A 21,237-nucleotide genomic window follows, 5' to 3' on the forward strand; every position below is an offset into this window, starting at 1 on the left:
GGCTGACTTCTGCGCTGCGGTCAGGCCGTCTTGCGACGGTCTCAGTCTCGTTGCCGAGACACAGCGCAGACCTCCCGAGGTAAGACCGACCGCCTTCACCGCACGCCCGCCGAATTTACCACCCCGACCTTTGATGACCTTGGACTTCGCGATCAATTGCTCGCTCGTCCGGCCGGGTAGGCCTCGTTATCCGGTGTTTGTCCATCGGGCCGCGGCTTTGCTCCACGCTTTCTTCAGACCCCACCTCACGATGACGCCCTTGCGCTTCGCTAATCCTTCGCCGCCATCAGGCTGGATAGAGGACTTCCACCTCCAAGCTGTCGCTCATACTCGGCACACAATCGAAAGGCCCCGGACGTGTCCGGGGCCTTTTGCATTTCGAACATGTGATCGCGTTCTACCAGGCCTTCACCGGCCGATTGGCGTGGCTTGCCTGCGGCACACCGCGATTGAGCGACATGTGCGAATGCACGCACAGCCAGCCATCGTTATCCTTTGAAAACAGCATCGTCGCCCGGCCCGGTCGCGCAAACGCACTGCCATCGGGATGATAGCCCGTGCTGGTCCACGGCGCGATCACGGTCGCCATCGCTCCGTCGGGTGATGCCAGAACAGAGGCCTGGTCGAGGACGAAATGGAAGTCGGCCGTCTTCGGCCAGACGTTGTCCCATTGCGTCTTGACCCATTGATCGAGGCCGGGGATGACATCGTTGTGCGTGCCGAAGGCGAGCACGTCGGGATGGAAGAGCGGCCTTGCCGAGGCGTAGTCGACCTCGCGGACATAACCCGCGAAGGTGTCAAGCCACTGGCGGAAGAACTGCGTGATCTCGGTGTTCGCGGTCGGCAAAGGCGCCATTGCCTGCTCCATATTGGCCACAAGGTCTCTACCCTTACATCACAGTGCGTCTGATGTCCGCCATGTTGCCGGTAGTGGAGGCAAGCCGATCGCTTCTGACGTCGCACGTAGCCAAACAATCGACGCCGTGCCGATACCAGTTTACGTTCGCAAATAGGGTAGGAGCAAAAGCTGAAGGCCAGCCATGCCCAGGATCGCTGCCAGAGCGCAACGTGTCATCCTTTCCGACAACCAGCGCAAACCTATCAGTGTCCCGAGCATCGCACCTACAAGCGCCGCCAACGCATAGAGCCACGTCTGCTCGGAGGGGGTTTGACCGGCATATGCTGCGCCGAGAAACCCCAGAACCGAATTTGCCAAAATGAAGGGCGCTGAGAGAGCTGCCGTCTGTTTCGGCGAAGCCCAGCGCAGCGTAATCAAGATCGGTGCCAGGAAGATCCCGCCACCAACACCGGTAAGCCCAGACACGAGACCAACCGTCGCACCGACAGCGAAGGCGCCGCGCAACGGAATCGATCGATCTTGTGCTCCCTGACGTACGTGACCGACAGCAAGGATTGCCGCCGCGAGCAAAAGCACGACTCCAGTAAAAGCCTTGTACAGATGCGCATCAAGCACGATGAACCCGCCGACAAGAGCGGCCGGCAGCGACGCGGCTAGCAACGGACGGAGTTTGGTCCAGTCGACCAAACGACCGCGATTGAAAAGCCAGGTGGAGTACGTGGCAGCAACGATATTCAGCAGGAGGGCCGTGGGACGCATCTCAACCGGTGGAAACGAGGCGAACGCCATCAAGGCGAGAAACGCCGTACCGCCAGCTTGGCCCACCGTTGCGTACAACAGCGAAATGACCGCAAATAACACCGAGAGCATTCCGCCTACGTACAACGTAGGCGGCCGAGACCACAAAGAAAAAAGCCCCTGAGCGTGCTCCGGGCTTTGTGATTCAGGCACCGTAGCCCGGATGAAGCAAAGCGTAATCCGGGGCTCTCTCGCCGCGACAACGGTTCCGGATTTCGCTTCGCTCCATCCGGGCTACGCAGTCGCACCGCGGCCTACCGCAGCGCCGACAGCACGATGAGGCCGAGGATCAGCGCCGTCAGCGAATATTTCAGCGTGTAGTAGACGTTGCGGTTCCACTCCTTGACCTTACGGCTGGCGAGGTGGATCTCGTAGAGCTTGCCGAACACCTTGTTGAGCACGCCGACATTCTCGCCCTCGACGTTCTGGGTCGCCGACGCCTTGACGATGTGATGGCTGACCCAGCGATTGATCGCGGTCATGAAGCCGAACTTCATCGGACGCTCGACGTCGCAGAACAGGATGATGCGGTTGACGTCGGTCTGGTTCTCGGCGCTGTGGATGAAGGTCTCGTCGAACATGAAGGCCTCGCCGTCGCGCCAGACGCATTCGACGCCATCGACGAGGATGCGGCACCTATTCGAGTTCGGCGTGACGAGGCCGAGATGGTAGCGCAGCGAGCCCGCGAAGGGATCGCGGTGCGCCCCTAACTTGCCGCCCGGCGGCAGCATCGCGAACATCGCGCCGTGCACGCTCGGGATCGACTTGAGCAGCTCCACCGTCTTCGGGCACAGCGTGTTCGCCGACGGCAGGAAGTCGTCGTACCATTTCAGGTAAAAGCGTTTCCAGCCGCTCTTGAAGAACGAGTAGAAGCCCCAGTCGTTGTTCTTGGCCGCCGCGCGGATAAAACCTTCGTCGAACAGGCGCACGGCCTCGTCGCGGATCGTCTCCCAGTTCTCGCTGAGGGGCTTGAGCTCCGGAAACTGATCGACCGAGATCACCGGCTTGTTCGGCACGGCCGAGCCGGCGTACATCAGCACGTTGTACGGCGCGAGGTAGGTCGAATGATCGCCAAGCTGGCGCGCGAAGCGCAGCCGCTGCTTGCCGCGGAAGTGAACGTAGATCGTCGAGGCCGCAAGCACATATAAAATGACGAGTTGCGGCGCAAAAAGCTGTTTCAGCATTTCCCCAAGTTCCCAGGTGACCCAGCCGGGGACGTCATCTACTCCGACCCGGCGCGAGCAGCAAGATATTCACCGGTGGGTTGCAATCACACCGGAGAGAGCAAGGGAATGGAATTTGGGGCTAAACCGGCCGAGACGAACCGAATTAGGCCCGCGACAGCGCCTGGAGACCCTTGAAGGTCAGCCGCTTGGGGTCGGTGACGCCGGCGAGGTAGAGCCGGCGGATGAACGCGATCACGGCGTCGCGATCGCAATCGGTCAGCGCGACGACGGCGTCGACCGCGATCTTCTGGGCTTCCATTGGGCTCACCTCGGCCTTGCGAGTAACCCCGGCCGAGACAGGCTAGGACTCATCCGTTAAATCGGCGTTAACCGTTTGGGAACCATCGCCGATTCAGCCGGCCCACCGTATACGCAAAACAACGCATTGCGGCCGGCGGGAAGCGGCTCAGCGCGCCTTGATGCTGTTCTTCAGCAGCGCAAACTGCTTCTTCAACCGGGGCACGGCGAAGTCGGTGAAGGCCCGTACCTTGGGCACCGAGATCCGGCCCTGCGGGCAGATCAGGTGCGCGGGCATCTCCGGATCCTCATCGTCTGCCAGCACGATCTCGAGCTCGCCGCGCCCGACCTGCTCGGCCACCTGGTACGAATACATCCGCGCCACGCCGCGCCCGGCCACAGCGGAGGCCACCGCCGCATAGGTGCTGTTGACGACGAGCCGCGGGGTGAACTGCACGGTGCGCGGCGCCGACGAGCCCGCCTGCGGCGCGAAGGTCCAGGAATTGGGCAGATGCGCCATCGCGACGATCTGGTGTTTTGCGAGATCGCCCGGCTCGGCGATGCGCGGATGCTGCTTCAGGTAGCGGGGGGCGGCCACCACGACACGGCTGATGCCGCCGACCCGCATCGCCACCATCGCGAATCCGCCAGCGGACCGATGCGAAGCGCGACGTCGACGCCCTCCTCGATCAGATTCACCGCACGGTCGAACAGCAGGAGTTTTGCCGATACGGTCGGATAGGCATCGAGGAATGCGTCGAGGATCGGCCGCAGCACCATCTCGCCCGAGACCACCGGAGCGGTGATCGTGAGCAGGCCGCGCGGCGCGGTGTGCGGTCCGGCCGCGATGTCCTCGGCTTCCTCCAGCTCGGTGAGCACGCGGCGGCAGATCGCGACATAGCGCTCGCCCTCCTCGCTCAGCTTGATCGAGCGTGTCGTCCGGTGCAGCAGCTCGGCGCCGACGCGCTCTTCCAGAAACGCGATGGCGCGGCTCACCGCCGCGGGTGAGCGGCCGAGCTTGCGGCCTGCGGCGGCGAGGCTGCCCTCGTCCACCGCAAGCACGAACACATTCATCGCATCCAGACGATCCATGCGCGTCCCGCCGTCCCCCGAGATTTCAGCTGCAGGCTAGGCGTTCGCTGCGGTCGCGACAACCGCCACCGGGCGACGATCCGGCATTCGTTCGCGCCGCGAAAGAGTGTCTGCCGGGCAGCGGATATTCGCAAGCAAGCCGCCGCAGCGTACCTCAGCGGGCAAGCCAGCGGCTGCTGGCGCAGGTCTTCAAGCCAACAACAGGAGTCCGTCATGGGTATCGAGCAGAAAGTCGCCATCATCACCGGTGCATCACAGGGTATCGGCGCCGCCCTGGTGCAGGGTTTTCGCGATCGCAACTATCGCGTCGTCGCAACGGCGCGCTCCATCAAGCCGTCGGGCGACGATGACGTCCTCGCCGTCGCGGGCGACATCGCCGACCGGTCCACCGCCGAGCGCGTGGTGTCGCAGGCGATCGCCCGCTTCGGCCGCGTCGACACGCTGGTCAACAACGCCGGCATCTTCGTCGCCAAGCCCTTCACGCAGTACACGGCCGAAGATTATGCGGCGGTGATGGGCACCAACGTCGCGGGCTTCTTCAACATCACGCAGCTCGCCATTGCCGAGATGGAGAAGCAGGGATCCGGCCACGTGGTCCAGATCACGACCACGCTGGTCGACCACGCCAATTCCAACGTGCCCTCGGTACTGGCCTCGCTGAGCAAGGGCGGGCTGAACGCCGCGACAAAATCGCTCGCGATCGAATACGCCAGGCGCGGCATCCGCGTAAATGCTGTGTCGCCCGGCATCATCAAGTCGCCGATGCACGCCATCGCGACGCATGCGCAGTACGGCGCGATGCATCCCCTGGGCCACATGGGCGAGATGTCCGACATCGTCGATGCCGTGCTCTATCTCGAACGTGCCTCCTTCGTCACCGGCGAGATCCTGCATGTCGACGGCGGCCAGAGCGCCGGCCACTGAGCCGAGGAGACAGACAATGCCCATCGTCACCATTCAAGTGACCCGCGAGGGAACGACGCCGGGTGCGGCGTCGCTCACGGCGGAGGAGAAGGCGGCGCTGATCAAGGGTTCGAGCCAGCTCCTGCTCGACGTGCTCGGCAAGCCGCTCGAGTCCACTTTCGTCGTGATCGAGGAAGTCGACACCGACAATTGGGGCTGGGGCGGCCTGCCCGTTCAGGAATTCCGGCGCCGCAGCGCAGCCCAGACAGGATGATCCGCGCGCCGTCGCGCGCAGGAGGATGACATGACCAACACAGATTCGAAGCGACACGTCGAGACCCGGCCGCAGCAGCGGCAGGGATCGGCGTCACAACAAACATCCTCACAGCAAACCTGGCGATACGCCGTGGCGGGTTTGTCCGCATCGCTGGTCGGGCTCGGCCTCGCCCGCTTTTCCTACACGCCGCTGATCCCGGCCCTGATCGCAGCAAAGTGGTTCAGCGCATCCGATGTCGTCTATCTCGGTGCTGCGAACCTCGCCGGCTATCTCGCCGGCGCGCTCGCGGCACGCGCCATCGCCAGCAGAATCGGCGCAGTCCGCGCGCTGCGGGCGATGATGCTGCTCGCCACCCTCTCCTTCTTTGCAAGTTCAGCGCCGGTATCGTTCACCTGGTTCTTTGCCTGGCGCTTCCTGTCGGGCCTCACCGGCGGCATCATCATGGTGCTGGCAGCGTCCGTCATTCTGCCGCATACATCGGCCGCAAGGCGCGGCATCGTCGGCGGCGTGATCTTCGCCGGTGTCGGCCTCGGCGTCGCCGCTTCGGGCACGCTGGGGCCGTTGCTCCTGCAGCAGGGCTTGCAGCAGAGCTGGTATGGCCTCGGCGTGCTCTCGGCCGTGCTCACACTCGCGAGCTGGTGGAACTGGCCCGCCGAAGCAAAGGCGGATGCTGCGCCTTCGCATCAAGCCAAGCACCATCGCAGCTCGCCGGCCGCCCGTGCGCTGCTTGTGCAGTACGGCCTCAACGCCGTGGCGCTGGTGCCCCACATGGTCTTCATCGTGGATTTCGTGGCGCGCGGCCTCGGCCAGGGCATTGCCGCGGGATCGCGCTACTGGGTGCTGTACGGTCTCGGCGCCATCGTCGGCCCGCTCGTCACCGGCCATCTCGGCGACCGCTCCGGTTTTGGTCCCGCCCTGCGCGCGGCGTTCCTGATCGAGGCGGCGGCCGTGCTGCTCCCGACCGTCAGCACCGCGCCGCTGTCGCTGATCGTGTCGAGCGTCGTGGTCGGCGGCTTCACACCAGGCATCGTGCCGCTGGTGCTCGGACGCATCCACGAGCTCGTGCCTCATTCGACCGAGCAGCAGCGCGCGACCTGGAGCCATGCCACCACCAGCTTCGCGCTGTTCCAGGCGGCCGCGGCCTACGGCTTCTCCTGGATCTACGCGCAGACCGGCGGAGACTATCAGGTCCTGTTCGGCCTCGGTGGCGGCGCGGTGGTGCTGGCACTGGCGATCGATCTCGGCCTCGCCCTGATCGTCCCGCGCAGATCCTGAGCGCGATGATGTCAGGCGAGCGGCATTACCTGGCACCGGGCTTTGTCATGCTCTGAGCAAGCGACCTCAGCAACTCGGTTTGCTTCAGGACCAACTCACATTGCTTTCGCGCATGCGTGCCCGACAGCTCAACCAACTCCGCCAGCGTTTTTGCACCGCCTAGCTCCCGCGCATACTCCAAGGTCGCGCCCGCATTGACCTTCATCAGTTCGAGCACGACGGTGCGACACTCGGCGGCCGTTCCAATCGCGTCGATGAGGTCGCTTTCCGCGACGACGGTTCCATTGGCTTCTGATGTCACACCGGCGAGCCGCGACTTGGCGAGGTCATTGGCATAGTTGAGCGTAGCGCTCAAGCCGTCCAAGGCGCGGGCTTGATACTGCTTGGCCATGTCCACCATGAGATCAGTGGTGGTACTGCTCGGAGGTTCAGGTCGTGCAACGATGACGCTGGCCGCTTCTTGTACCGGAACATTCATCGGAGCAGGCGCTTCTTGCACGATCTGCGGCGCATCTTGGGGGAAGACGGCGACCGAGCCCGGCGGCATGGCCAAGCCCTCGTCGACCGCCCGGCTCACTTCCGCCGCCAGTTCCAGCAGCGAGCGACGCCCGGCGCGGGCAACGTCAGCAGGCAGCTTTGAGCGCGCCTTTGCCATAATCGTCCGACTCCTCGGCCAAGTGCGCCGCGATCCAACCCCACAAACTGACAATTTCGTCCGAAGCTTTGCCCACCGGTGCGAACTCCGTCACGCCCAACCCCGCTCCGAGCGCATCCTGGTGATCGTTACGCTGCGCAACAAACGGAAGCGCAAGCACACCGAGCGAGCTTAGCGATGTGGCAGCTTCGCTCAGCCGGCCTCCCCGCGTCGGCGTCTGATTGAGGATGAAGGCAAATCGCCGATTGAGCCTGCGTATGGCGATCAGTGTAGGGATTGCGGCTTCGATATCGGCCGGGCTCGGGCGCGCCGGGATGAGACAGAGATCGGCGCAGGCGATGACGCGCATCGCCAGGCTGTTGGTCGTGGCAGCTGTGTCGATGATGGCAAGCCAGACGCCTTCGGCCCTCAGGCGCGCGATCAACGGTTCGATCTCGGCAGGATCAACTACGCGCTCGACGCGAGGATAGGGATGCTCGCGGCGCTCCTTCCATCTCGAGATCGTACCTTGTGCGTCCGCCTCGATGAGAGCAACGCGCTCCGAACGCTGCATTGCCGCCACCGCCAGTCCAACGGACAGCGTACTCTTGCCGCTTCCGCCTTTTTGCGTGACCAGGGCAAGGACGTGCATGTCCCGCGCTCCCTCAGGACGGCAACGACGCGGAACTCAGACGTCGTCGGAAATAAACTTCTTGCAGCGCAAAAATACTACCGCAAGTCGCGATTCGTCTCAAGCGAACGCGGCGCCATGCCGGTATCCTACGCAGCAAGCTCAGGAATATTGCATCACGCCGTCGTCGATCCGGCCAAAGCGTAAGGAGACGATGTCGAGCGCGTAGTTCTGGTACAGCCGCCACGGCCGCTTCGAGCCCTGCTTCGGCATTTTCGCCACCGAGCGCTGCACGTAGCCGGAGGTGAAATCCAGCGAGGGCTGCGCTGTGATTTCAGGATCGTCATTGTGCGGCATGCATTGCCGGAAATTGTGCCGATCCATGTAGTTGATGAGCCGGCAGACGTATTCGCAGGTGAGATCGCATTTCAGCGTCCAGGACGCGTTGGTGTAGCCGAAGGCCGAGGCCATGTTCGGCACGTCGGCATACATCATGCCCTTGTAGGTCAGCGTCTTGGCGAAATCGACGGTGCGGCCGTCGACGCTGACCTCGATACCGCCGACGACCTGGAGCACCAGCCCCGTCGCTGTCACGATGATATCGGCGACGAGCTCGCTGCCGTCCTTGAGACGAATACCGTTGCGCGTAAACGTATCGATCTCGTTGGTGACGACGGCGGCACGCTTTTCGCGGATCGCCTTGAAGAGATCGCCGTCGGGAACGAGACACAGACGCTGGTCCCAGGGATTGTAGCGTGGCGTGAAATGGGTCGCGACGTCGTAGTCAGGGCCGAGCGCCATCTGCACGCCCTTGAGAATGAGGTCCTTCACCTTCGCGGGCCGGCGCCGGCTGAGCTGGAAAAAGAACATCCCCCACATCACGTTGCGCCAGCGGATCAGATGATAGGCCAGCTGCGCCGGCAGATTGCGCCGCAATTTGTTGGCGACGGGGTCCTGCGCCGGGCGCGACACCACATAGGTCGGCGAACGCTGCAGCATGGTGACCTGCGCCGCTGCCTTGGCGAGCTCCGGCACCAGCGTCACCGCGGTCGCGCCGGACCCGATCACGACGACGCGCTTGCCCGCATAGTCGATGTCCTCGGTCCATTTCTGCGGATGCACGATGCGTCCGGCGAAGTCCGCAACGCCTGAAAACTCCGGCGTGTAGCCCGCCTCATATTTGTAATAGCCCGAGCACAGAAATAAGAAATTGCAGGTGAAGCGCACCAGCTCGGTCGCGCCCTCGTCCGTGATGCGCTCGGCCTCGACGGTCCAGCGCGCATCCGGCGTCGACCACGCCGCGCGCTTGACGCGGTGGCGGAAACGGATGTGCTTCTCGATGCCGTTTTCGCTCGCGGTCTCCCGGACATAGTTCAGGATCTGCGGCCCGTCGGCGATCGCCTTCGGATCGGTCCACGGCTTGAAGGAATAGCCGAGCGTGAACATGTCGCTGTCGGAGCGGATGCCGGGATAGCGGAATAGATCCCAGGTGCCACCGATACAGTCGCGCCCCTCCAGGATGACGTAGCTCTTGGTGGGGCACTTGCCCTGCAAATGATAGCCCGCGCCGATGCCGGACAAGCCCGCGCCGACGATCAGCACATCGAAATGTTCTTGTTGCATGGTTTCCTCCGCGAAGGAGGATTGTCCGCCCGCCGCCGCTGGCCGTCAATTGGCAATCGGCCGTACCGCAACTGCAAAGCGAGTTGAATTCCATGCGCCGAAACAACAAAGCCCCGGATCGCTCCGGGGCTTTGCGTCGATGGTCGATCGAACCAGCAGATCAGTACCGATAGTGGTCCGACTTGTACGGACCTTCCTGCTTGACGCCGATGTAGTCGGCCTGGTCCTTGCGCAGCTCGGTGAGCTTGACGCCGATCTTGGCGAGGTGCAGGCGCGCGACCTTCTCGTCGAGGGTCTTGGGCAGCACGTAGACTTCCTTCTTGTACTTGCCGTCCTTGTTGTTGGCGTACAGCTCGATCTGCGCCAGCGTCTGGTTGGTGAAGGAGGCCGACATCACGAAGGACGGATGGCCCATCGCGTTGCCGAGGTTCACGAGGCGGCCCTCCGACAGCATGATGATGCGGTGCTTGTCGGGGAACTCGATCTCGTCGACCTGCGGCTTGATGTTGGTCCACTTCAGATTGCGCAGAGACGCGATCTGGATCTCGTTGTCGAAGTGACCGATGTTGCAGACGATGGCGCGATCCTTCATCGCGCGCATGTGGTCGATGGTGATGATGTCCTTGTTGCCGGTCGCGGTGACGAAGATGTCGGCGCGGGGCGCTGCGTCTTCCATGGTCACGACCTCGTAGCCTTCCATCGCGGCCTGCAGCGCGCAGATCGGATCGACCTCCGACACCATGACGCGGCAGCCGGCCTGGCGCAGCGAAGCGGCGGAGCCCTTGCCGACGTCGCCGAAGCCGGCGACCATCGCGACCTTGCCCGACAGCATCACGTCGGTGCCGCGGCGGATGCCGTCGACCAGCGATTCACGGCAGCCATAGAGGTTGTCGAACTTCGACTTGGTGACGCTGTCGTTGACGTTGATCGCCGGCCACAGCAGCGTGCCCGCCTTCTGCATGTCATAGAGACGATGCACGCCCGTGGTGGTCTCTTCGGACACGCCCTTGATGCTCTTGGCGATCGCGGCGAAGTAGCCCTTCGGCTTTTCCTTGAGCTGCTTCTTGAGAAGCGCGAAGAAGACTTCCTCTTCCTCGGAGCCGGGCTTGTCGAGGAAGGCGGTGTCGCCGTTCTCGGCGCGCAGACCGAGATGGACGTACATGGTGGCGTCGCCGCCGTCATCGAGGATCATGTTCGGGTGACCGCCGCCGTGCCAGTCGAACAGTTTTGCGGTGTAGTCCCAGTACTCGGTCAACGTCTCGCCCTTGACGGCAAAGACGGGAATGCCGGCGGCCGCGATCGCGGCAGCGGCATGATCCTGCGTCGAATAGATGTTGCAGGAGACCCAGCGAATGTCGGCGCCGAGCGCTGCCAGCGTCTCGATCAGCACGCCGGTCTGGATCGTCATGTGCAGCGAGCCCGCGATGCGCGCGCCCTTCAGCGGCTGCTTCGGGCCGAACTCCTCGCGGGTGGCCATCAGGCCGGGCATCTCGGTCTCGGCCAGCGAGAGCTCCTTGCGGCCGAAATCGGCGAGCGAAATGTCCTTGACGATGTAATCGGTGAAGCCGGGCTTCGCGTTCATAGGGGGTTCCTGTTTGTTGGGATCGTCATTCCGGGACGCTCGTGCAACGAGCGAACCCGGAATCCGTAAGGTTCGAGATTCCGGCTCGCCGCGGCCGCGGCGCCCCGGAATGACGCAAGAGAACTAGAGCGCGCGCTTCAGCTGCTCGACGAGATCGGTCTTCTCCCAGGAGAAGCCGCCCTCGTTGTCGGGCGTGCGGCCGAAATGGCCGTAGGCCGAGGTGCGCGCGTAGATCGGGCGGTTGAGATCGAGATGGCTGCGGATGCCGCGCGGGGTGAGGTCCATCGCCTTGGCGGCGGCCTTCTCGAGCTGGTCCTCCGACACCTTACCGGTGCCGTGGGTGTCGATGTAGATCGACAGCGGGCGCGCCACGCCGATGGCGTAGGCGAGCTGCAGCGTGCAGCGGTCGGCAAGACCAGCCGCGACGATGTTCTTGGCGACGTAGCGCGCAGCATAAGCCGCCGAACGGTCGACCTTGGTCGGATCCTTGCCGGAGAACGCGCCGCCGCCGTGCGGGGCTGCGCCGCCATAGGTGTCGACGATGATCTTACGGCCGGTCAGGCCGGAATCGCCGTCGGGACCGCCGATGTAGAACTTGCCGGTCGGGTTGATGTGCCAGATGGTCTTCGGCGTGATCCAGTCCTTCGGCAGCGCCTCGCGCACGTACGGCTCGACGATCTCGCGGACCTGGTTCGAGCTGAGATCCGGAACCAGATGCTGGTGTGAGACCACGATCTCGCGCACGCCGACCGGCTTGCCGTTCTCGTACTGGACGGTGACCTGGCTCTTGGAGTCCGGACCGAGCACCTTCTCCTTGCCGGAGTGACGGGCTTCGGAGATCAGGCGTAGGATCTTGTGGGCGTAGAAGATCGGCGCCGGCATCAGATCCGGGGTCTCGTTGGTGGCGTAACCGAACATGATGCCCTGGTCGCCCGCGCCCTCTTCCTTGACCTCGCCCGGCTGCAGCGCATCGACGCCCTGGGCGATGTCGGCCGACTGCGGATGCAGCAGGATCTCGATGTCGGCAGTCTTCCAGTGGAAGCCTTCCTGCTCGTAGCCGATGTCCTTGATCGCGCCGCGCACGACGCTCTCGATCTGCTCGTTGGTGACGGACTTCGGACCGCGGGTCTCGCCCGCAATCACGACCTTGTTGGTGGTCGCGAGCGTCTCGCAGGCGGCGCGGATCTGCCACGGGTCGATGCCGGCTTTCGGCCCCTCGCGGTAGAACAGATCGACGATTTCATCGGAGATCCGGTCGCAGACCTTGTCCGGATGGCCCTCGGACACGGACTCGCTGGTGAAGAGATAGGACGCGCGCATCAAGTAACCCCTTGTTCCGCCACTCGACGGCGGCTCGTTTGCGATGTTTACGGTTGGATTGTGTCAATCACGCCGGCGCGAGATGACGTAGGATTCGTCAAGAAACCAGAGGCCGTTGTACTTTCTCAGCACGTCCCTGGCGGCATCCAGAGTGCGGCCGTTTTGAGTCATTTCTGTCAACCGGTCGTCCTCGATCTGAGCGACATACACCGCCGCATTCCACGCTGCAAAGGCCGTCGAGGTTCCGATATTGCCGGTAACCTCGTTGGGCAGAGCTTCCATATCATACCTGAAGATCGAGCGGTTATCAGCATAAGCATTAAAATTTAAGTCGCGGCCCAACGACCCAAGCTCGTACTTCACGGCGCGCAATAGCTCATGACGGCTCACCGAGAAAGGATTTTCTCCGGGCCAGATCGCCTGGATCATTTCCATGCCCGGATCCTGGCCATGGGAGTGGATACCGATCAGCCGCCCCCCCGGCCGCAGGGCCCGCGCCAGGGGCGCAATGATCCGCTTTGCCCGAAAATTGACCGAGGACAGCGCGCGGTAGGGCTGGGATGCGATGACGAGGTCGAAATTAGCCTCAGTCTGGCCCGGCCGCGGGATGGTTGAATCCAGCAAGAACCTGTGGTCCTCGCGATACAGCACCAGCACGACCGGCCGCTCATAGAGCGGCATGGCTGTGCGGGGGCTGATCGCGGCGCGCCAGTTCTGCTCCAGGAACGGCCGCAGTTCGGCGATCTGCTGCTCGAACTCGCCCGATGAAGCGCCCCGCAGCGGGACCTCGTGCCAGACGGTGGCCGCCGCCGCCGCGGGCGAGGCCGGCGTGAGCCAGGGCGCCTCCGAATAGAACATGTTGGTGAAGACGAAAACCGACGCCGGATGCTCGAAAATGCGGTCCGGCACTTTCTCCAGCGTCAGCCGCAGGTCCTCGAGGCTGAGCTCCTTGCCGGCCACATAGAACGGCATATGCGGGTAGCGCTGATGTGTCGCGCGCAGCACCCGTGCCAGCACCGTGCCGTCGCCGACGCCGGCGTCGAAAATGCGCAGCGCCGGCGGGCGCGGATGGATGGCGGAAAGCTCCAGCGCGACCCGGTCCGCGATCACCCGCTTTTCGCTGCAGGTGTGGACGAACAGCAGATATTTCTGCCGGTTCTCGAAGAAGCGGAAATTGCCGCGGGGATCGCGCTTCTCGGGCGGCACCTGAAGCCCCCGTGGCGGCGGCAGGCCGCCGGTCGTCGATGCGGCGACATAGGCCTGGATCCGCTCCAGCGTGTCGATGGTGATGCGCTTGCCCTCGCGCAGGCGCTGCACGAGCTTCCCATCGTTCACCGCACGCCGGCCGAAAGTCGATTCGGCCATGCCCGCCTTGCGGCAGAACTCGGTGATTTGGCTCAGGATTTCGTCGTTCTTCATGAGTGGGAAGGCGGTGGGCAGCCGAGTGGGATAGAGGGTTTCTAACATCATCTGCCCACCAGGGAAAGATTGGGGCTCCAATTTGCACAGGCCACACTTCCCGATATAGAGAGCGCCGATTGCGATACTCTGGGGTGCATATGTTCCGGCGAAAATGCCTGACGGTCCTGTTGCTCGTAGCCTTCTCAAGTATCGCCCGCGCAGGGGACCCCACCACCGACAATCCCGACCAAGTCTTTGAATCCGTCTACGCCCGCATCGGGGCGCTGCCGGCCGCGGTGGCGCGCGAGCGTCTGGTCTGGCTGAAGCTGGAGGAGCTCAAGCGTGAGCCGTGCGACCAGCGGAGCATCGACGATCTGGCAGGGATGCTCGACAGGCGCGGCTATCGGCGGCAAGCCGCCGACGGGCTCTACAAGTTCGTCCAGAACTGCGGAGCCCCACTGACGGCGCTGAACAAGGCGGCCGTCATCTATATGAGCATCACCGACTATCCGAAGGCCGTCGAGGTCGCCGACGAGTATGTGACACGTGCGCCGTCCGACCAGAGCGCACGCTATGTCCGCGCCATGGCCCTGGACGCCGCCGGGGACTACCGCCGCGCGCTCGCCGACTATTCCGATACGATCGAGCTGTTCAGCGGCGACAAGAAAATGATCTCCGGCGGGATCTTCCTCCGCATGGCGAACGCCTACGCGGCCCTGAAGCAGTTCTGTGAGGCGACAGCGCCGATCATCCGCTGGGTCGCGCTGGATCCGGCGACGCGCGACAACAGCCGGACCCAAAAGATGATCGCCGACTACGAGCGGCAGGGCAATTGCGTCTCGTCGACCGAGGCCCGCAAGGAAAGCTTCCCGATGCACGGGCCGAAGGGCATCGTCACCGTGAAAGCCGAGATCAATGGCGTGCGCGGACTGTTCGTCCTCGACACCGGCGCGAGCTATGTGTCGGTGAAATCGGCGTTTGCAAGCAAGGCCAAGATAGCGGACGGCGGCTCCAACGACATCACGCTGGTCACAGCCAACGGGGAAGCGAAGGCAAAACTCTCCAAAGCCGACAAGGTCCTGCTGGGCAAGCTCGAAGCGGCCAACGTACCTGTCGCGGTCCTCGGGGGCGACGACAAGGGTTTTGGCGCCGGGGTCGACGGCCTCCTCGGCATGAGCTTCTTGTCCCGGTTCGAGGTCCAGATGGCGAGCGGATCGATCGAAATCCGCACCCGCCAACCCAGGAAATAACGTCGCAGACGATCACACCGTGAACCCGAAAAGCCGCGCGGAAGACCAAGAGCAGACACTCCCATCAAATCGCCGCAGCCGAGGTCTCCTTGCGCCGCCTGCTCCTGGTCCTCCCTGCCATGCTCGCCGCCCTGCTCTGGTGCGCACCGGCCTACGCGCAGGCGCGCAACCAGCTCGGGCCGCTCTGCACCACCGAGACCACGCCGGCGGACCAGATGGTCGACGCTTGCACCAAGATCATCGCGCTGAAGGTCTTCAAGGGCGGGCAGCTCGCGACCGTCTATTTCTGGCGCGCCGTGGGCTGGAACAAGAAGGGCGAGTACGCCAAGGTCATCGCTGACGCCACCGAGGCGATCCGACTGCAGCCGAGCCAGGCCGTCTACAATCTCAGGGGCTCGGCCTATTACGACAAGGGCGACTACGACATCGCGATCGCCGATTTCGACGATGCGCTGACGCTCGGCCCGCCCAGCGGCATCATCTTCCACAATCGCGGAAATGCCTGGCGCGGCAAGCGCGACTACGCCAAGGCGATCGCCGACTACGATGCCGCAATCAAGGCCGATCCGAAATCGGCGTTCTCGTTCCAGAATCGCGGCATCTCGAAGGAAGCGGTCGGCGATCTCGACGGCGCGCTCGCGGACATCAACCAGGCGATCCGGCTCGACCCGTCGCTGCCGCAGCCGCTGATCAACCGCACCGCGATCTGGCGCGCCAGGGGCGATTTCGATCGTGCCATCGCCGACGGCAGCGAAGCGATCCGGCTCGCCAAGGACAAGCCCCCGGTCAACATCATGACGCCGCCCAACAGCGTGCTGATCTCGGGCTACACCCATCGCGCGCTGGCCTATGAGGCCAAGGGCGACTATGCCCACGCGCGCGAGGACTACAAGGCGACGCTCGCGATCGTGGCGTCCGATGCCGGTAGCAAGGCCAACCAGGCCACCGCAAAGGTGCGACTGTCGCTGGTGACGGATGCAGCCGCGCCGATCCCGCGCGATGCGCCTTCCCCCGCGACGCAGCCGGCGGCATCCCCTGCCCCGCAGCAGACCGGCGCGGCATCGGCCCCCTCGCCCGCTCCCGCCGTCCGCGGCACGCGCATGGCGCTGATCATCGGCAACGGCGGCTATGCGCATGTGAAGACGCTGCCCAATCCGCCCAACGATGCGCGCGCGGTCGCGAAAAGCCTGCGCGACATCGGCTTCACCGTGTCGGAGGGCGTCGATCTCGACCGCGCCGCGATGCAGAAGATGACGCGCGACTTTCTGCGCGAGGCCGCGCGGGCGCAGGTCGCGTTGGTCTACTATGCCGGGCACGGCGTGCAGGTTGACGGCCGCAACTATCTCATTCCCGTCGACGTCGAGCTCAAGCCGGGCACCGGCATGACGGACGCGATGATCGACATGGACACGATCATGGCCGGCCTCGACGACCAGGTCCGCACCAACATCTTGATCTTCGATGCCTGCCGCAACAATCCGATGGCGCAGCAGGTGGCGAGCGCCGGCACCAATCGCGGCATTGAGGGTGCCTCGGGTCTCGCCGCGCCCACGAGCCTGGGCGCCGGCGCAACGTTGGGGGCCGGCACCCTGATCGCGTTCGCCACCGCACCGGGTCAGGTCGCACTCGACGGCGAAGGCGCCAACTCGCCGTTCTCCGCCGCACTGTCCCGCCATATCGGCACGCCCGGGCTGGAGGTGCAGCAGATGCTCACGCGCGTGCGGGCGGAGGTGGTCTCGTCCACGAAGAACAAGCAGGTTCCGTGGTCGAATTCATCGCTGCTGGGTGAGGTCTATCTGGCGGAGAAGTGAGACACTCTCTCCGTGCCCCGGACGCAGTGCAGCGCTTATTCAGCGGTGCGCTGCGTCCGGGGCCCATTTCAACACAGTGCAGCCCGTTGCCTTCTGGGTCCCGGCTCTGCGCGGCAACGCTAAGAGCGTTGCAGCGCGTCCGGGACACGAGCAAAGCGAGCAGCCCGCCGACGCAGCCACCACAGCGCGCTAAAATTGCAACAGCCTGCAAGATAGTCGAACGCAACCTGCGGCTGCTCTGTCCTGCCACTTATCGTTATCCTACAATACCGGCAACACCAACGCGTTGGTGGACTGGTGGTTGGGGGAACTTGTGGGAAAATTCGTTGCCGCCGTCGGCATCGCCCTGTCTGTCTTATTCGGATCACAACCTGGTTTCTCGCAAGGTGCACCATCGAGCGAGGCGGCGCGCAAGGCGGAGCTTGCCGCCGCGTGGCAGGCAGCCGGCAATGCCGGCACCGCTGGTCCTGCCGACATTCCGCTGATCGATCAGGCGACTTTGAAAATCCCGACCGGCGACTTCTTCGTGCCGAAAGCCGAGGGGGCACGGGTCATGCGCGCTCTCGGCAATGTCGTGCACGAGGCGACATTCGTCGGTCTCGTGCTCGGCACCCGGCAGAACGACCGGTGGCTGGTCGTGATCAACCACATCAAGGAAGGCTACATCAAGGATGATGCCGCCAAGGACTGGAATGCGGACGATCTCCTGAAGAACCTGAAGGAAGGCGTCGAGGAGTCCAACAAGGACCGCCTCGCCCGCGGATTTCCCGAGATGGAAGTGATCGGCTGGATCGAGCCACCGAAATACGATGCCGTGTCGCACCGTCTGGTGTGGTCGGTCCTCGGCAAGGACAAGGGCGCGCCGGACAACGTCGAAAAGGACGTCAACTACAACACATATGCTTTGGGGCGCGAAGGCTATTTCAGCCTGAACCTGCTGTCGGACTCGGGCCGGATCGCAACGGACAAGGGAGCGGCTCACGAACTGCTCGCCAACCTCTCCTATCAATCCGGCAAGCGCTACGAGGACTTCAGCGCCTCGACCGACCGCATCGCAGAATACGGCCTGCTCGCCCTGGTCGGCGGCGTCGCCGCCAAGAAGCTCGGCCTGTTTGCGGTGCTGCTTGCCTTTGTGCTCAAGTTCGCCAAGGCCATCATCTTCGGTCTGGCGGTCGCCGGCGCCGGCGTGGCGAAATTCTTCCGTCGCAAGCCGCGCGGCGATTCCGCCGGCGGCACGGCATGAAGACTCTCTTTCTGCTGCTGTTCTCCGGGCTGAAATGGGGGAAACTCGTCACCAGCGGCGGCACCATGCTGCTGTCGCTCGCGGTCTACGCGACGATATGGGGCTGGCACTATGCGGCAGGCTTCATCGCACTGCTGTTCGCGCATGAGATGGGACACTACCTCGCCGCGCGCCAGCGCGGCCTCGACGTCGGCGCCCCCGCCTTCATTCCGTTCGTCGGCGCGTGGATCGCGCTCAAGGACAAGCCGGTCGACGTCGAGACGGAAGCCTATGTAGCAATCGCGGGTCCTGTGGTCGGCACCGCCGCCGCCCTCGCGGTCTATCTGTGGGCAAGATCGGAAGACAGTGCCCTGCTGCTCGCGATCTCCTATGCGGGACTGTTCCTCAATCTGTTCAATCTGCTGCCGATCTCGCCGCTCGACGGCGGCCGCGTGACGGCCGTCCTCAGTCCGCGAATCTGGTTCGTCGGCGTGCCGATCCTGGTTGCACTGGTGCTGTACCGGCCAAGCCCGATGCTGCTCATCGTGGCGATCCTCGCGGCCCCGCAACTGATCAGCGCGTGGCGATACGATCCGCATGCGCCCGAGAACGTCGCGTATTACGGCGTGCCGCTCCAGACCAAGCTCGAATATGGCAGCGCCTATCTGGCGCTCGCAGCCCTGCTCGCGGTCATGACCTACGATGTCCACGAGATGTTGGGGCCGATGACGCGGCAGGGGTAGCCGAGGCAGTATCGTCATGCCGAAAACGTCGACATTGCCGGAGGCCCAGAAGCTCCTGGGTCTGGAGGGGTTGCGCTTCCTTGCAACCGCCGCCGTTCTGCTCTGGCACTATCAGCACTTCGCCTTCGCTGGCGGCCCCCGCATCAATCTCACCAGAAGCGAGCTGCCGTTCTATCAGGCTCTGTTCCCGTTCTACGAGGCCGGCGAATACGGCGTCTGGTTCTTCTGGTGCATCTCGGGCTTCATCTTCTTCTGGAAGTATCGCGCCGTCGTCGCCGATCGCACGATCGGCGGCCGGACCTTCTTCGTGTACCGGCTGTCGCGGCTCTACCCGCTCCATATCGCGACGCTGCTGCTGGTCGCCGTGCTGCAGCCGGTCTATTTCGCGCAGCATGGCTTCTACTTCGTCTATCAGAACAACGATGTCCCGCACTTCATCGCGCAGCTGTTCATGGCGAGCGACTGGCTGCCGCCACGCAGCGAAAGCTTCAACGGACCGATCTGGTCGGTCTCGGTCGAGATCGTGGACTATGCGGCCTTCTTCCTGACGCTGCGCTTTGTGACCGCATCCCCGCTGCTCAATCTGGTCGTGATCCTCGCCTCGATCACGTTCGGCACCCAGCTCGGAACCAGCCTGGCTTTCTTCTATGCAGGCGGGCTTGCCGCCATGGCCCGGCAGGCCGTCGTCTTTACACGGCATCGACGGATGTTGGAGGCGATGGCCGGGTGCGCCGCCATCGCGGTGCCCGCGGCGCTCTGGCTGGCGGACATCGAGCTCGTCCCGGTCGCAGGACCGCTGCTGCTGACCTATGCGCCGATCCTGTTGTTCTGCTGCTCGGGCCAGCTCACCTTGCCGCGGCGGATCGAGACATTGCTGGAGGCGGCCGGCAACATGACCTATTCCTGCTATCTCCTGCACTTCCCGTTCCAGCTCGCCATCGCACTCGCCTGCGCCGCCATGCAGCGACCCATTCCCTATGGCAGTCACCTGTTCTGGGCCGCTTTCGTGCTGCCGACGCTCGTCGCCTCGCACTTCACCTATCGCTGGTTCGAGGCGCCGGCGCAGCGGCTGATCCGCAGCACTCTGCTGCGCAAAAAACAAGCGGGGCGGACAAGTCCGGCCCCGCTCTGATGTCGCCGATCGAGCAGCCCGGATGCCTCGCTCACGCGATGACGCGGCTGCGCGGGATCACTGCCCCCACACTTCCTTCGCAATCTCGACCGCGAGGCCGAGCTTGGCCCACTGCTCCTCCTCGGAGAGGATGTTGCCCTCTTCGGTCGAGGCGAAGCCGCATTGCGGGGACAGCGCGAGCTGCTCCAGCGGCGCGAACTTGGCGGCTTCCTCCAGACGGCGCTTGATGTCGTCCTTCTTCTCGAGCTCGCCGAACTTCGAGGTGATGACGCCGACCACGACGACCTTGCTGCCCTTGGGCAGGAAGCGCAGCGGCTCGAAGCCGCCGGCGCGGTCGCTATCGTATTCGAGGAAGTAACCGTCGTAATTGGTGCCGGCGAGCAGGGTCTCGGCCACGGGCTCGTAGCCGCCCGAGGAGATCCAGGTCGAGCGGAAATTGCCGCGGCACACATGCGTCGTCACCACCATGTCGGCGGGCTTCTCGGCCAGCGCGTAGTTGATGATGCGGGCATAGATCTGCTGCAGACCGTCCGGATTGTCGCCGCGCTCGCGCGCCTTCTGCAATTCGTCCTGCGAGCAGAGATAGGCCCAGACGGTGTCGTCGAATTGAAGGTAGCGGCAGCCGGCGTCATAGAACGCCTTCACCGCCTTGCGGTAGGTCTTGCCGAGGTCCTCGTAGAAGGCCTCGAGATCGGGATAGACGTCCTTGGAGATCGACTTGCGGCCGCCGCGGAAGTGCAGCACGGCCGGCGAGGGAATCGTCATCTTGGCGGTGACGTGGGCCTGATCGGCGACCTTCTTCAAGAAGCGGAAATGGTCCAGCATCGGGTGGTCATCGGGGAAGTCGAGCTTGCCGATCACGCGCACCGCGTCGTGGCGGGTCTGCACGCCCGTGAACTGAATGCCGGTGTCGGGGTGGAACAGCTCGCAGCCGGTGAGCTTGGCCAGGAAGTCGAAATGCCACCAGGAGCGGCGGAATTCGCCGTCGGTGGCGAGCTTCATGCCGAGCGAGGCCTGCTTGTGCACGACCTTCTCGATCTCCATGTCCTCGATCTTGCGCAGATCGTCGGCCGAGATTTCGCCCTTCTCCAGACGGCTGCGGGCTTCCTTGATCTTGGCGGGGCGCAGGAGGCTGCCGACCTCGTCGGCGCGGAAGGGGGCTTTGGTTCGCTGCATTCTTGTTTCTCCCAATTTCAGTCGGCGCTCGTTGTACGCCCCTCC

The 21,237-nt window shown here is 64.0% G+C and carries 19 protein-coding genes and 1 pseudogene; 8 read left to right on the forward strand and 12 right to left on the reverse strand.

The window, feature by feature from the left end; all coding sequences use genetic code 11:
* Positions 1-397: 397 nt before the first annotated feature.
* From IQ16_RS32275 to IQ16_RS32290, 5 genes and pseudogenes are all read right to left on the reverse strand, one after another.
* A complete protein-coding gene (locus IQ16_RS32275; RefSeq protein ID WP_018643284.1) occupies positions 398-856 on the reverse strand; it encodes a YybH family protein in 459 nt (152 codons plus the stop codon).
* 141 nt (positions 857-997) lie between these two features.
* Positions 998-1,729 carry a sulfite exporter TauE/SafE family protein gene (locus IQ16_RS32280; RefSeq protein ID WP_018643282.1) on the reverse strand — a complete coding sequence of 244 codons (732 nt, stop codon included), beginning with the start codon at positions 1,727-1,729 and terminating at the stop codon, positions 998-1,000.
* Between the two features lie 182 nt (positions 1,730-1,911).
* The gene (locus IQ16_RS32285) at positions 1,912-2,841 is read right to left on the reverse strand and encodes an aspartyl/asparaginyl beta-hydroxylase domain-containing protein (protein ID WP_018643281.1); all 930 of its coding nucleotides are present in this window, start codon (positions 2,839-2,841) and stop codon (positions 1,912-1,914) included.
* Positions 2,842-2,986: 145 nt separating this feature from the next.
* Positions 2,987-3,142 (reverse strand): hypothetical protein, encoded by a 156-nt coding sequence (locus IQ16_RS45940; RefSeq protein WP_014493894.1) that lies wholly within the window; start codon positions 3,140-3,142, stop codon positions 2,987-2,989.
* Between the two features lie 147 nt (positions 3,143-3,289).
* Positions 3,290-4,212 (reverse strand): annotated as a pseudogene (locus tag IQ16_RS32290) (LysR family transcriptional regulator).
* Positions 4,213-4,425: 213 nt separating this feature from the next.
* Here IQ16_RS32290 and IQ16_RS32295 point away from each other — a divergent pair.
* Genes IQ16_RS32295 through IQ16_RS32305 form a run of 3 tightly spaced genes read left to right on the forward strand, consistent with a single transcriptional unit; the run spans position 4,426 to position 6,667 of the window.
* Positions 4,426-5,136, forward strand: coding sequence for an SDR family NAD(P)-dependent oxidoreductase (locus IQ16_RS32295; RefSeq protein ID WP_018643280.1), 711 nt, complete (start codon positions 4,426-4,428; stop codon positions 5,134-5,136).
* Positions 5,137-5,152: 16 nt separating this feature from the next.
* Complete coding sequence (locus tag IQ16_RS32300) at positions 5,153-5,389, forward strand: tautomerase family protein (protein ID WP_026312040.1); 237 nt, start codon at positions 5,153-5,155, stop codon at positions 5,387-5,389.
* 30 nt (positions 5,390-5,419) lie between these two features.
* Positions 5,420-6,667, forward strand: a complete 1,248-nt coding sequence (locus IQ16_RS32305; protein WP_018643278.1) for a YbfB/YjiJ family MFS transporter — start codon at positions 5,420-5,422, stop codon at positions 6,665-6,667.
* Positions 6,668-6,692: 25 nt separating this feature from the next.
* On the opposite strand, the gene IQ16_RS32310 is transcribed toward IQ16_RS32305, so the two are convergent.
* The 6 genes from IQ16_RS32310 to IQ16_RS32335 all read right to left on the reverse strand — a co-directional run bounded on the left by IQ16_RS32310 (position 6,693) and on the right by IQ16_RS32335 (position 13,876).
* Positions 6,693-7,322, reverse strand: a complete 630-nt coding sequence (locus tag IQ16_RS32310; RefSeq protein ID WP_018643277.1) for a phasin family protein — start codon at positions 7,320-7,322, stop codon at positions 6,693-6,695.
* Entirely contained in the window at positions 7,291-7,953 is a 663-nt protein-coding gene (locus tag IQ16_RS32315) for a ParA family protein (protein ID WP_018643276.1), read from the reverse strand. Before IQ16_RS32315 ends, IQ16_RS32310 begins: the two co-directional genes overlap by 32 nt.
* A 141-nt stretch (positions 7,954-8,094) precedes the next feature.
* Positions 8,095-9,555 (reverse strand): flavin-containing monooxygenase, encoded by a 1,461-nt coding sequence (locus IQ16_RS32320; protein ID WP_018643275.1) that lies wholly within the window; start codon positions 9,553-9,555, stop codon positions 8,095-8,097.
* 160 nt (positions 9,556-9,715) lie between these two features.
* On the reverse strand, positions 9,716-11,137 hold the full coding sequence (ahcY, locus tag IQ16_RS32325; RefSeq protein WP_018643274.1) for an adenosylhomocysteinase: 1,422 nt from the start codon (positions 11,135-11,137) through the stop codon (positions 9,716-9,718).
* Between the two features lie 123 nt (positions 11,138-11,260).
* On the reverse strand, positions 11,261-12,457 hold the full coding sequence (metK, locus tag IQ16_RS32330) for a methionine adenosyltransferase (RefSeq protein WP_018643273.1): 1,197 nt from the start codon (positions 12,455-12,457) through the stop codon (positions 11,261-11,263).
* A gap of 63 nt (positions 12,458-12,520) precedes the next feature.
* The gene (locus IQ16_RS32335; RefSeq protein WP_018643272.1) at positions 12,521-13,876 is read right to left on the reverse strand and encodes a hypothetical protein; all 1,356 of its coding nucleotides are present in this window, start codon (positions 13,874-13,876) and stop codon (positions 12,521-12,523) included.
* A 170-nt stretch (positions 13,877-14,046) separates the two neighbouring features.
* Between IQ16_RS32335 and IQ16_RS32340 the strand changes: the two genes are divergently transcribed.
* From IQ16_RS32340 to IQ16_RS32360, 5 genes are all read left to right on the forward strand, one after another.
* The gene (locus IQ16_RS32340) at positions 14,047-15,108 is read left to right on the forward strand and encodes a retropepsin-like aspartic protease (protein WP_244635949.1); all 1,062 of its coding nucleotides are present in this window, start codon (positions 14,047-14,049) and stop codon (positions 15,106-15,108) included.
* Positions 15,109-15,197: 89 nt separating this feature from the next.
* Entirely contained in the window at positions 15,198-16,919 is a 1,722-nt protein-coding gene (locus IQ16_RS32345; protein WP_018643270.1) for a caspase family protein, read from the forward strand.
* A gap of 313 nt (positions 16,920-17,232) precedes the next feature.
* Positions 17,233-18,162 carry a DUF2167 domain-containing protein gene (locus IQ16_RS32350; protein WP_018643269.1) on the forward strand — a complete coding sequence of 310 codons (930 nt, stop codon included), beginning with the start codon at positions 17,233-17,235 and terminating at the stop codon, positions 18,160-18,162.
* Positions 18,159-18,884 (forward strand): site-2 protease family protein, encoded by a 726-nt coding sequence (locus IQ16_RS32355; protein ID WP_018643268.1) that lies wholly within the window; start codon positions 18,159-18,161, stop codon positions 18,882-18,884. Before IQ16_RS32350 ends, IQ16_RS32355 begins: the two co-directional genes overlap by 4 nt.
* A 16-nt stretch (positions 18,885-18,900) precedes the next feature.
* The gene (locus tag IQ16_RS32360; protein ID WP_080648066.1) at positions 18,901-20,016 is read left to right on the forward strand and encodes an acyltransferase family protein; all 1,116 of its coding nucleotides are present in this window, start codon (positions 18,901-18,903) and stop codon (positions 20,014-20,016) included.
* A 57-nt stretch (positions 20,017-20,073) separates the two neighbouring features.
* Here the strand turns inward: IQ16_RS32360 and IQ16_RS32365 are convergent, their stop codons facing one another.
* Positions 20,074-21,192, reverse strand: a complete 1,119-nt coding sequence (locus IQ16_RS32365; RefSeq protein ID WP_018643266.1) for a cobalamin-independent methionine synthase II family protein — start codon at positions 21,190-21,192, stop codon at positions 20,074-20,076.
* Positions 21,193-21,237: the final 45 nt, after the last annotated feature.

Origin of the sequence: Bradyrhizobium huanghuaihaiense (assembly GCF_007830635.1) — a bacterium.
Taxonomy (GTDB): Bacteria; Pseudomonadota; Alphaproteobacteria; order Rhizobiales; family Xanthobacteraceae; genus Bradyrhizobium; species Bradyrhizobium huanghuaihaiense.

Excerpts from the sequence above, each read along its gene's own strand:
- IQ16_RS32295 (WP_018643280.1), top strand. The coding sequence starts at position 4,426 with ATGGGTATCGAGCAGAAAGTCGCCATCATCACCGGTGCATCACAGGGT.
- IQ16_RS45940 (WP_014493894.1), bottom strand. The coding sequence starts at position 3,142 with ATGGAAGCCCAGAAGATCGCGGTCGACGCCGTCGTCGCGCTGACCGAT.
- ahcY (WP_018643274.1), bottom strand. The coding sequence starts at position 11,137 with ATGAACGCGAAGCCCGGCTTCACCGATTACATCGTCAAGGACATTTCG.
- IQ16_RS32300 (WP_026312040.1), top strand. The coding sequence starts at position 5,153 with ATGCCCATCGTCACCATTCAAGTGACCCGCGAGGGAACGACGCCGGGT.
- IQ16_RS32365 (WP_018643266.1), bottom strand. The coding sequence starts at position 21,192 with ATGCAGCGAACCAAAGCCCCCTTCCGCGCCGACGAGGTCGGCAGCCTC.
- IQ16_RS32335 (WP_018643272.1), bottom strand. The coding sequence starts at position 13,876 with ATGAAGAACGACGAAATCCTGAGCCAAATCACCGAGTTCTGCCGCAAG.
- IQ16_RS32280 (WP_018643282.1), bottom strand. The coding sequence starts at position 1,729 with ATGCTCTCGGTGTTATTTGCGGTCATTTCGCTGTTGTACGCAACGGTG.
- IQ16_RS32320 (WP_018643275.1), bottom strand. The coding sequence starts at position 9,555 with ATGCAACAAGAACATTTCGATGTGCTGATCGTCGGCGCGGGCTTGTCC.
- metK (WP_018643273.1), bottom strand. The coding sequence starts at position 12,457 with ATGCGCGCGTCCTATCTCTTCACCAGCGAGTCCGTGTCCGAGGGCCAT.
- IQ16_RS32310 (WP_018643277.1), bottom strand. The coding sequence starts at position 7,322 with ATGGCAAAGGCGCGCTCAAAGCTGCCTGCTGACGTTGCCCGCGCCGGG.
- IQ16_RS32315 (WP_018643276.1), bottom strand. The coding sequence starts at position 7,953 with ATGCACGTCCTTGCCCTGGTCACGCAAAAAGGCGGAAGCGGCAAGAGT.
- IQ16_RS32275 (WP_018643284.1), bottom strand. The coding sequence starts at position 856 with ATGGCGCCTTTGCCGACCGCGAACACCGAGATCACGCAGTTCTTCCGC.
- IQ16_RS32360 (WP_080648066.1), top strand. The coding sequence starts at position 18,901 with ATGCCGAAAACGTCGACATTGCCGGAGGCCCAGAAGCTCCTGGGTCTG.
- IQ16_RS32355 (WP_018643268.1), top strand. The coding sequence starts at position 18,159 with ATGAAGACTCTCTTTCTGCTGCTGTTCTCCGGGCTGAAATGGGGGAAA.
- IQ16_RS32285 (WP_018643281.1), bottom strand. The coding sequence starts at position 2,841 with ATGCTGAAACAGCTTTTTGCGCCGCAACTCGTCATTTTATATGTGCTT.
- IQ16_RS32305 (WP_018643278.1), top strand. The coding sequence starts at position 5,420 with ATGACCAACACAGATTCGAAGCGACACGTCGAGACCCGGCCGCAGCAG.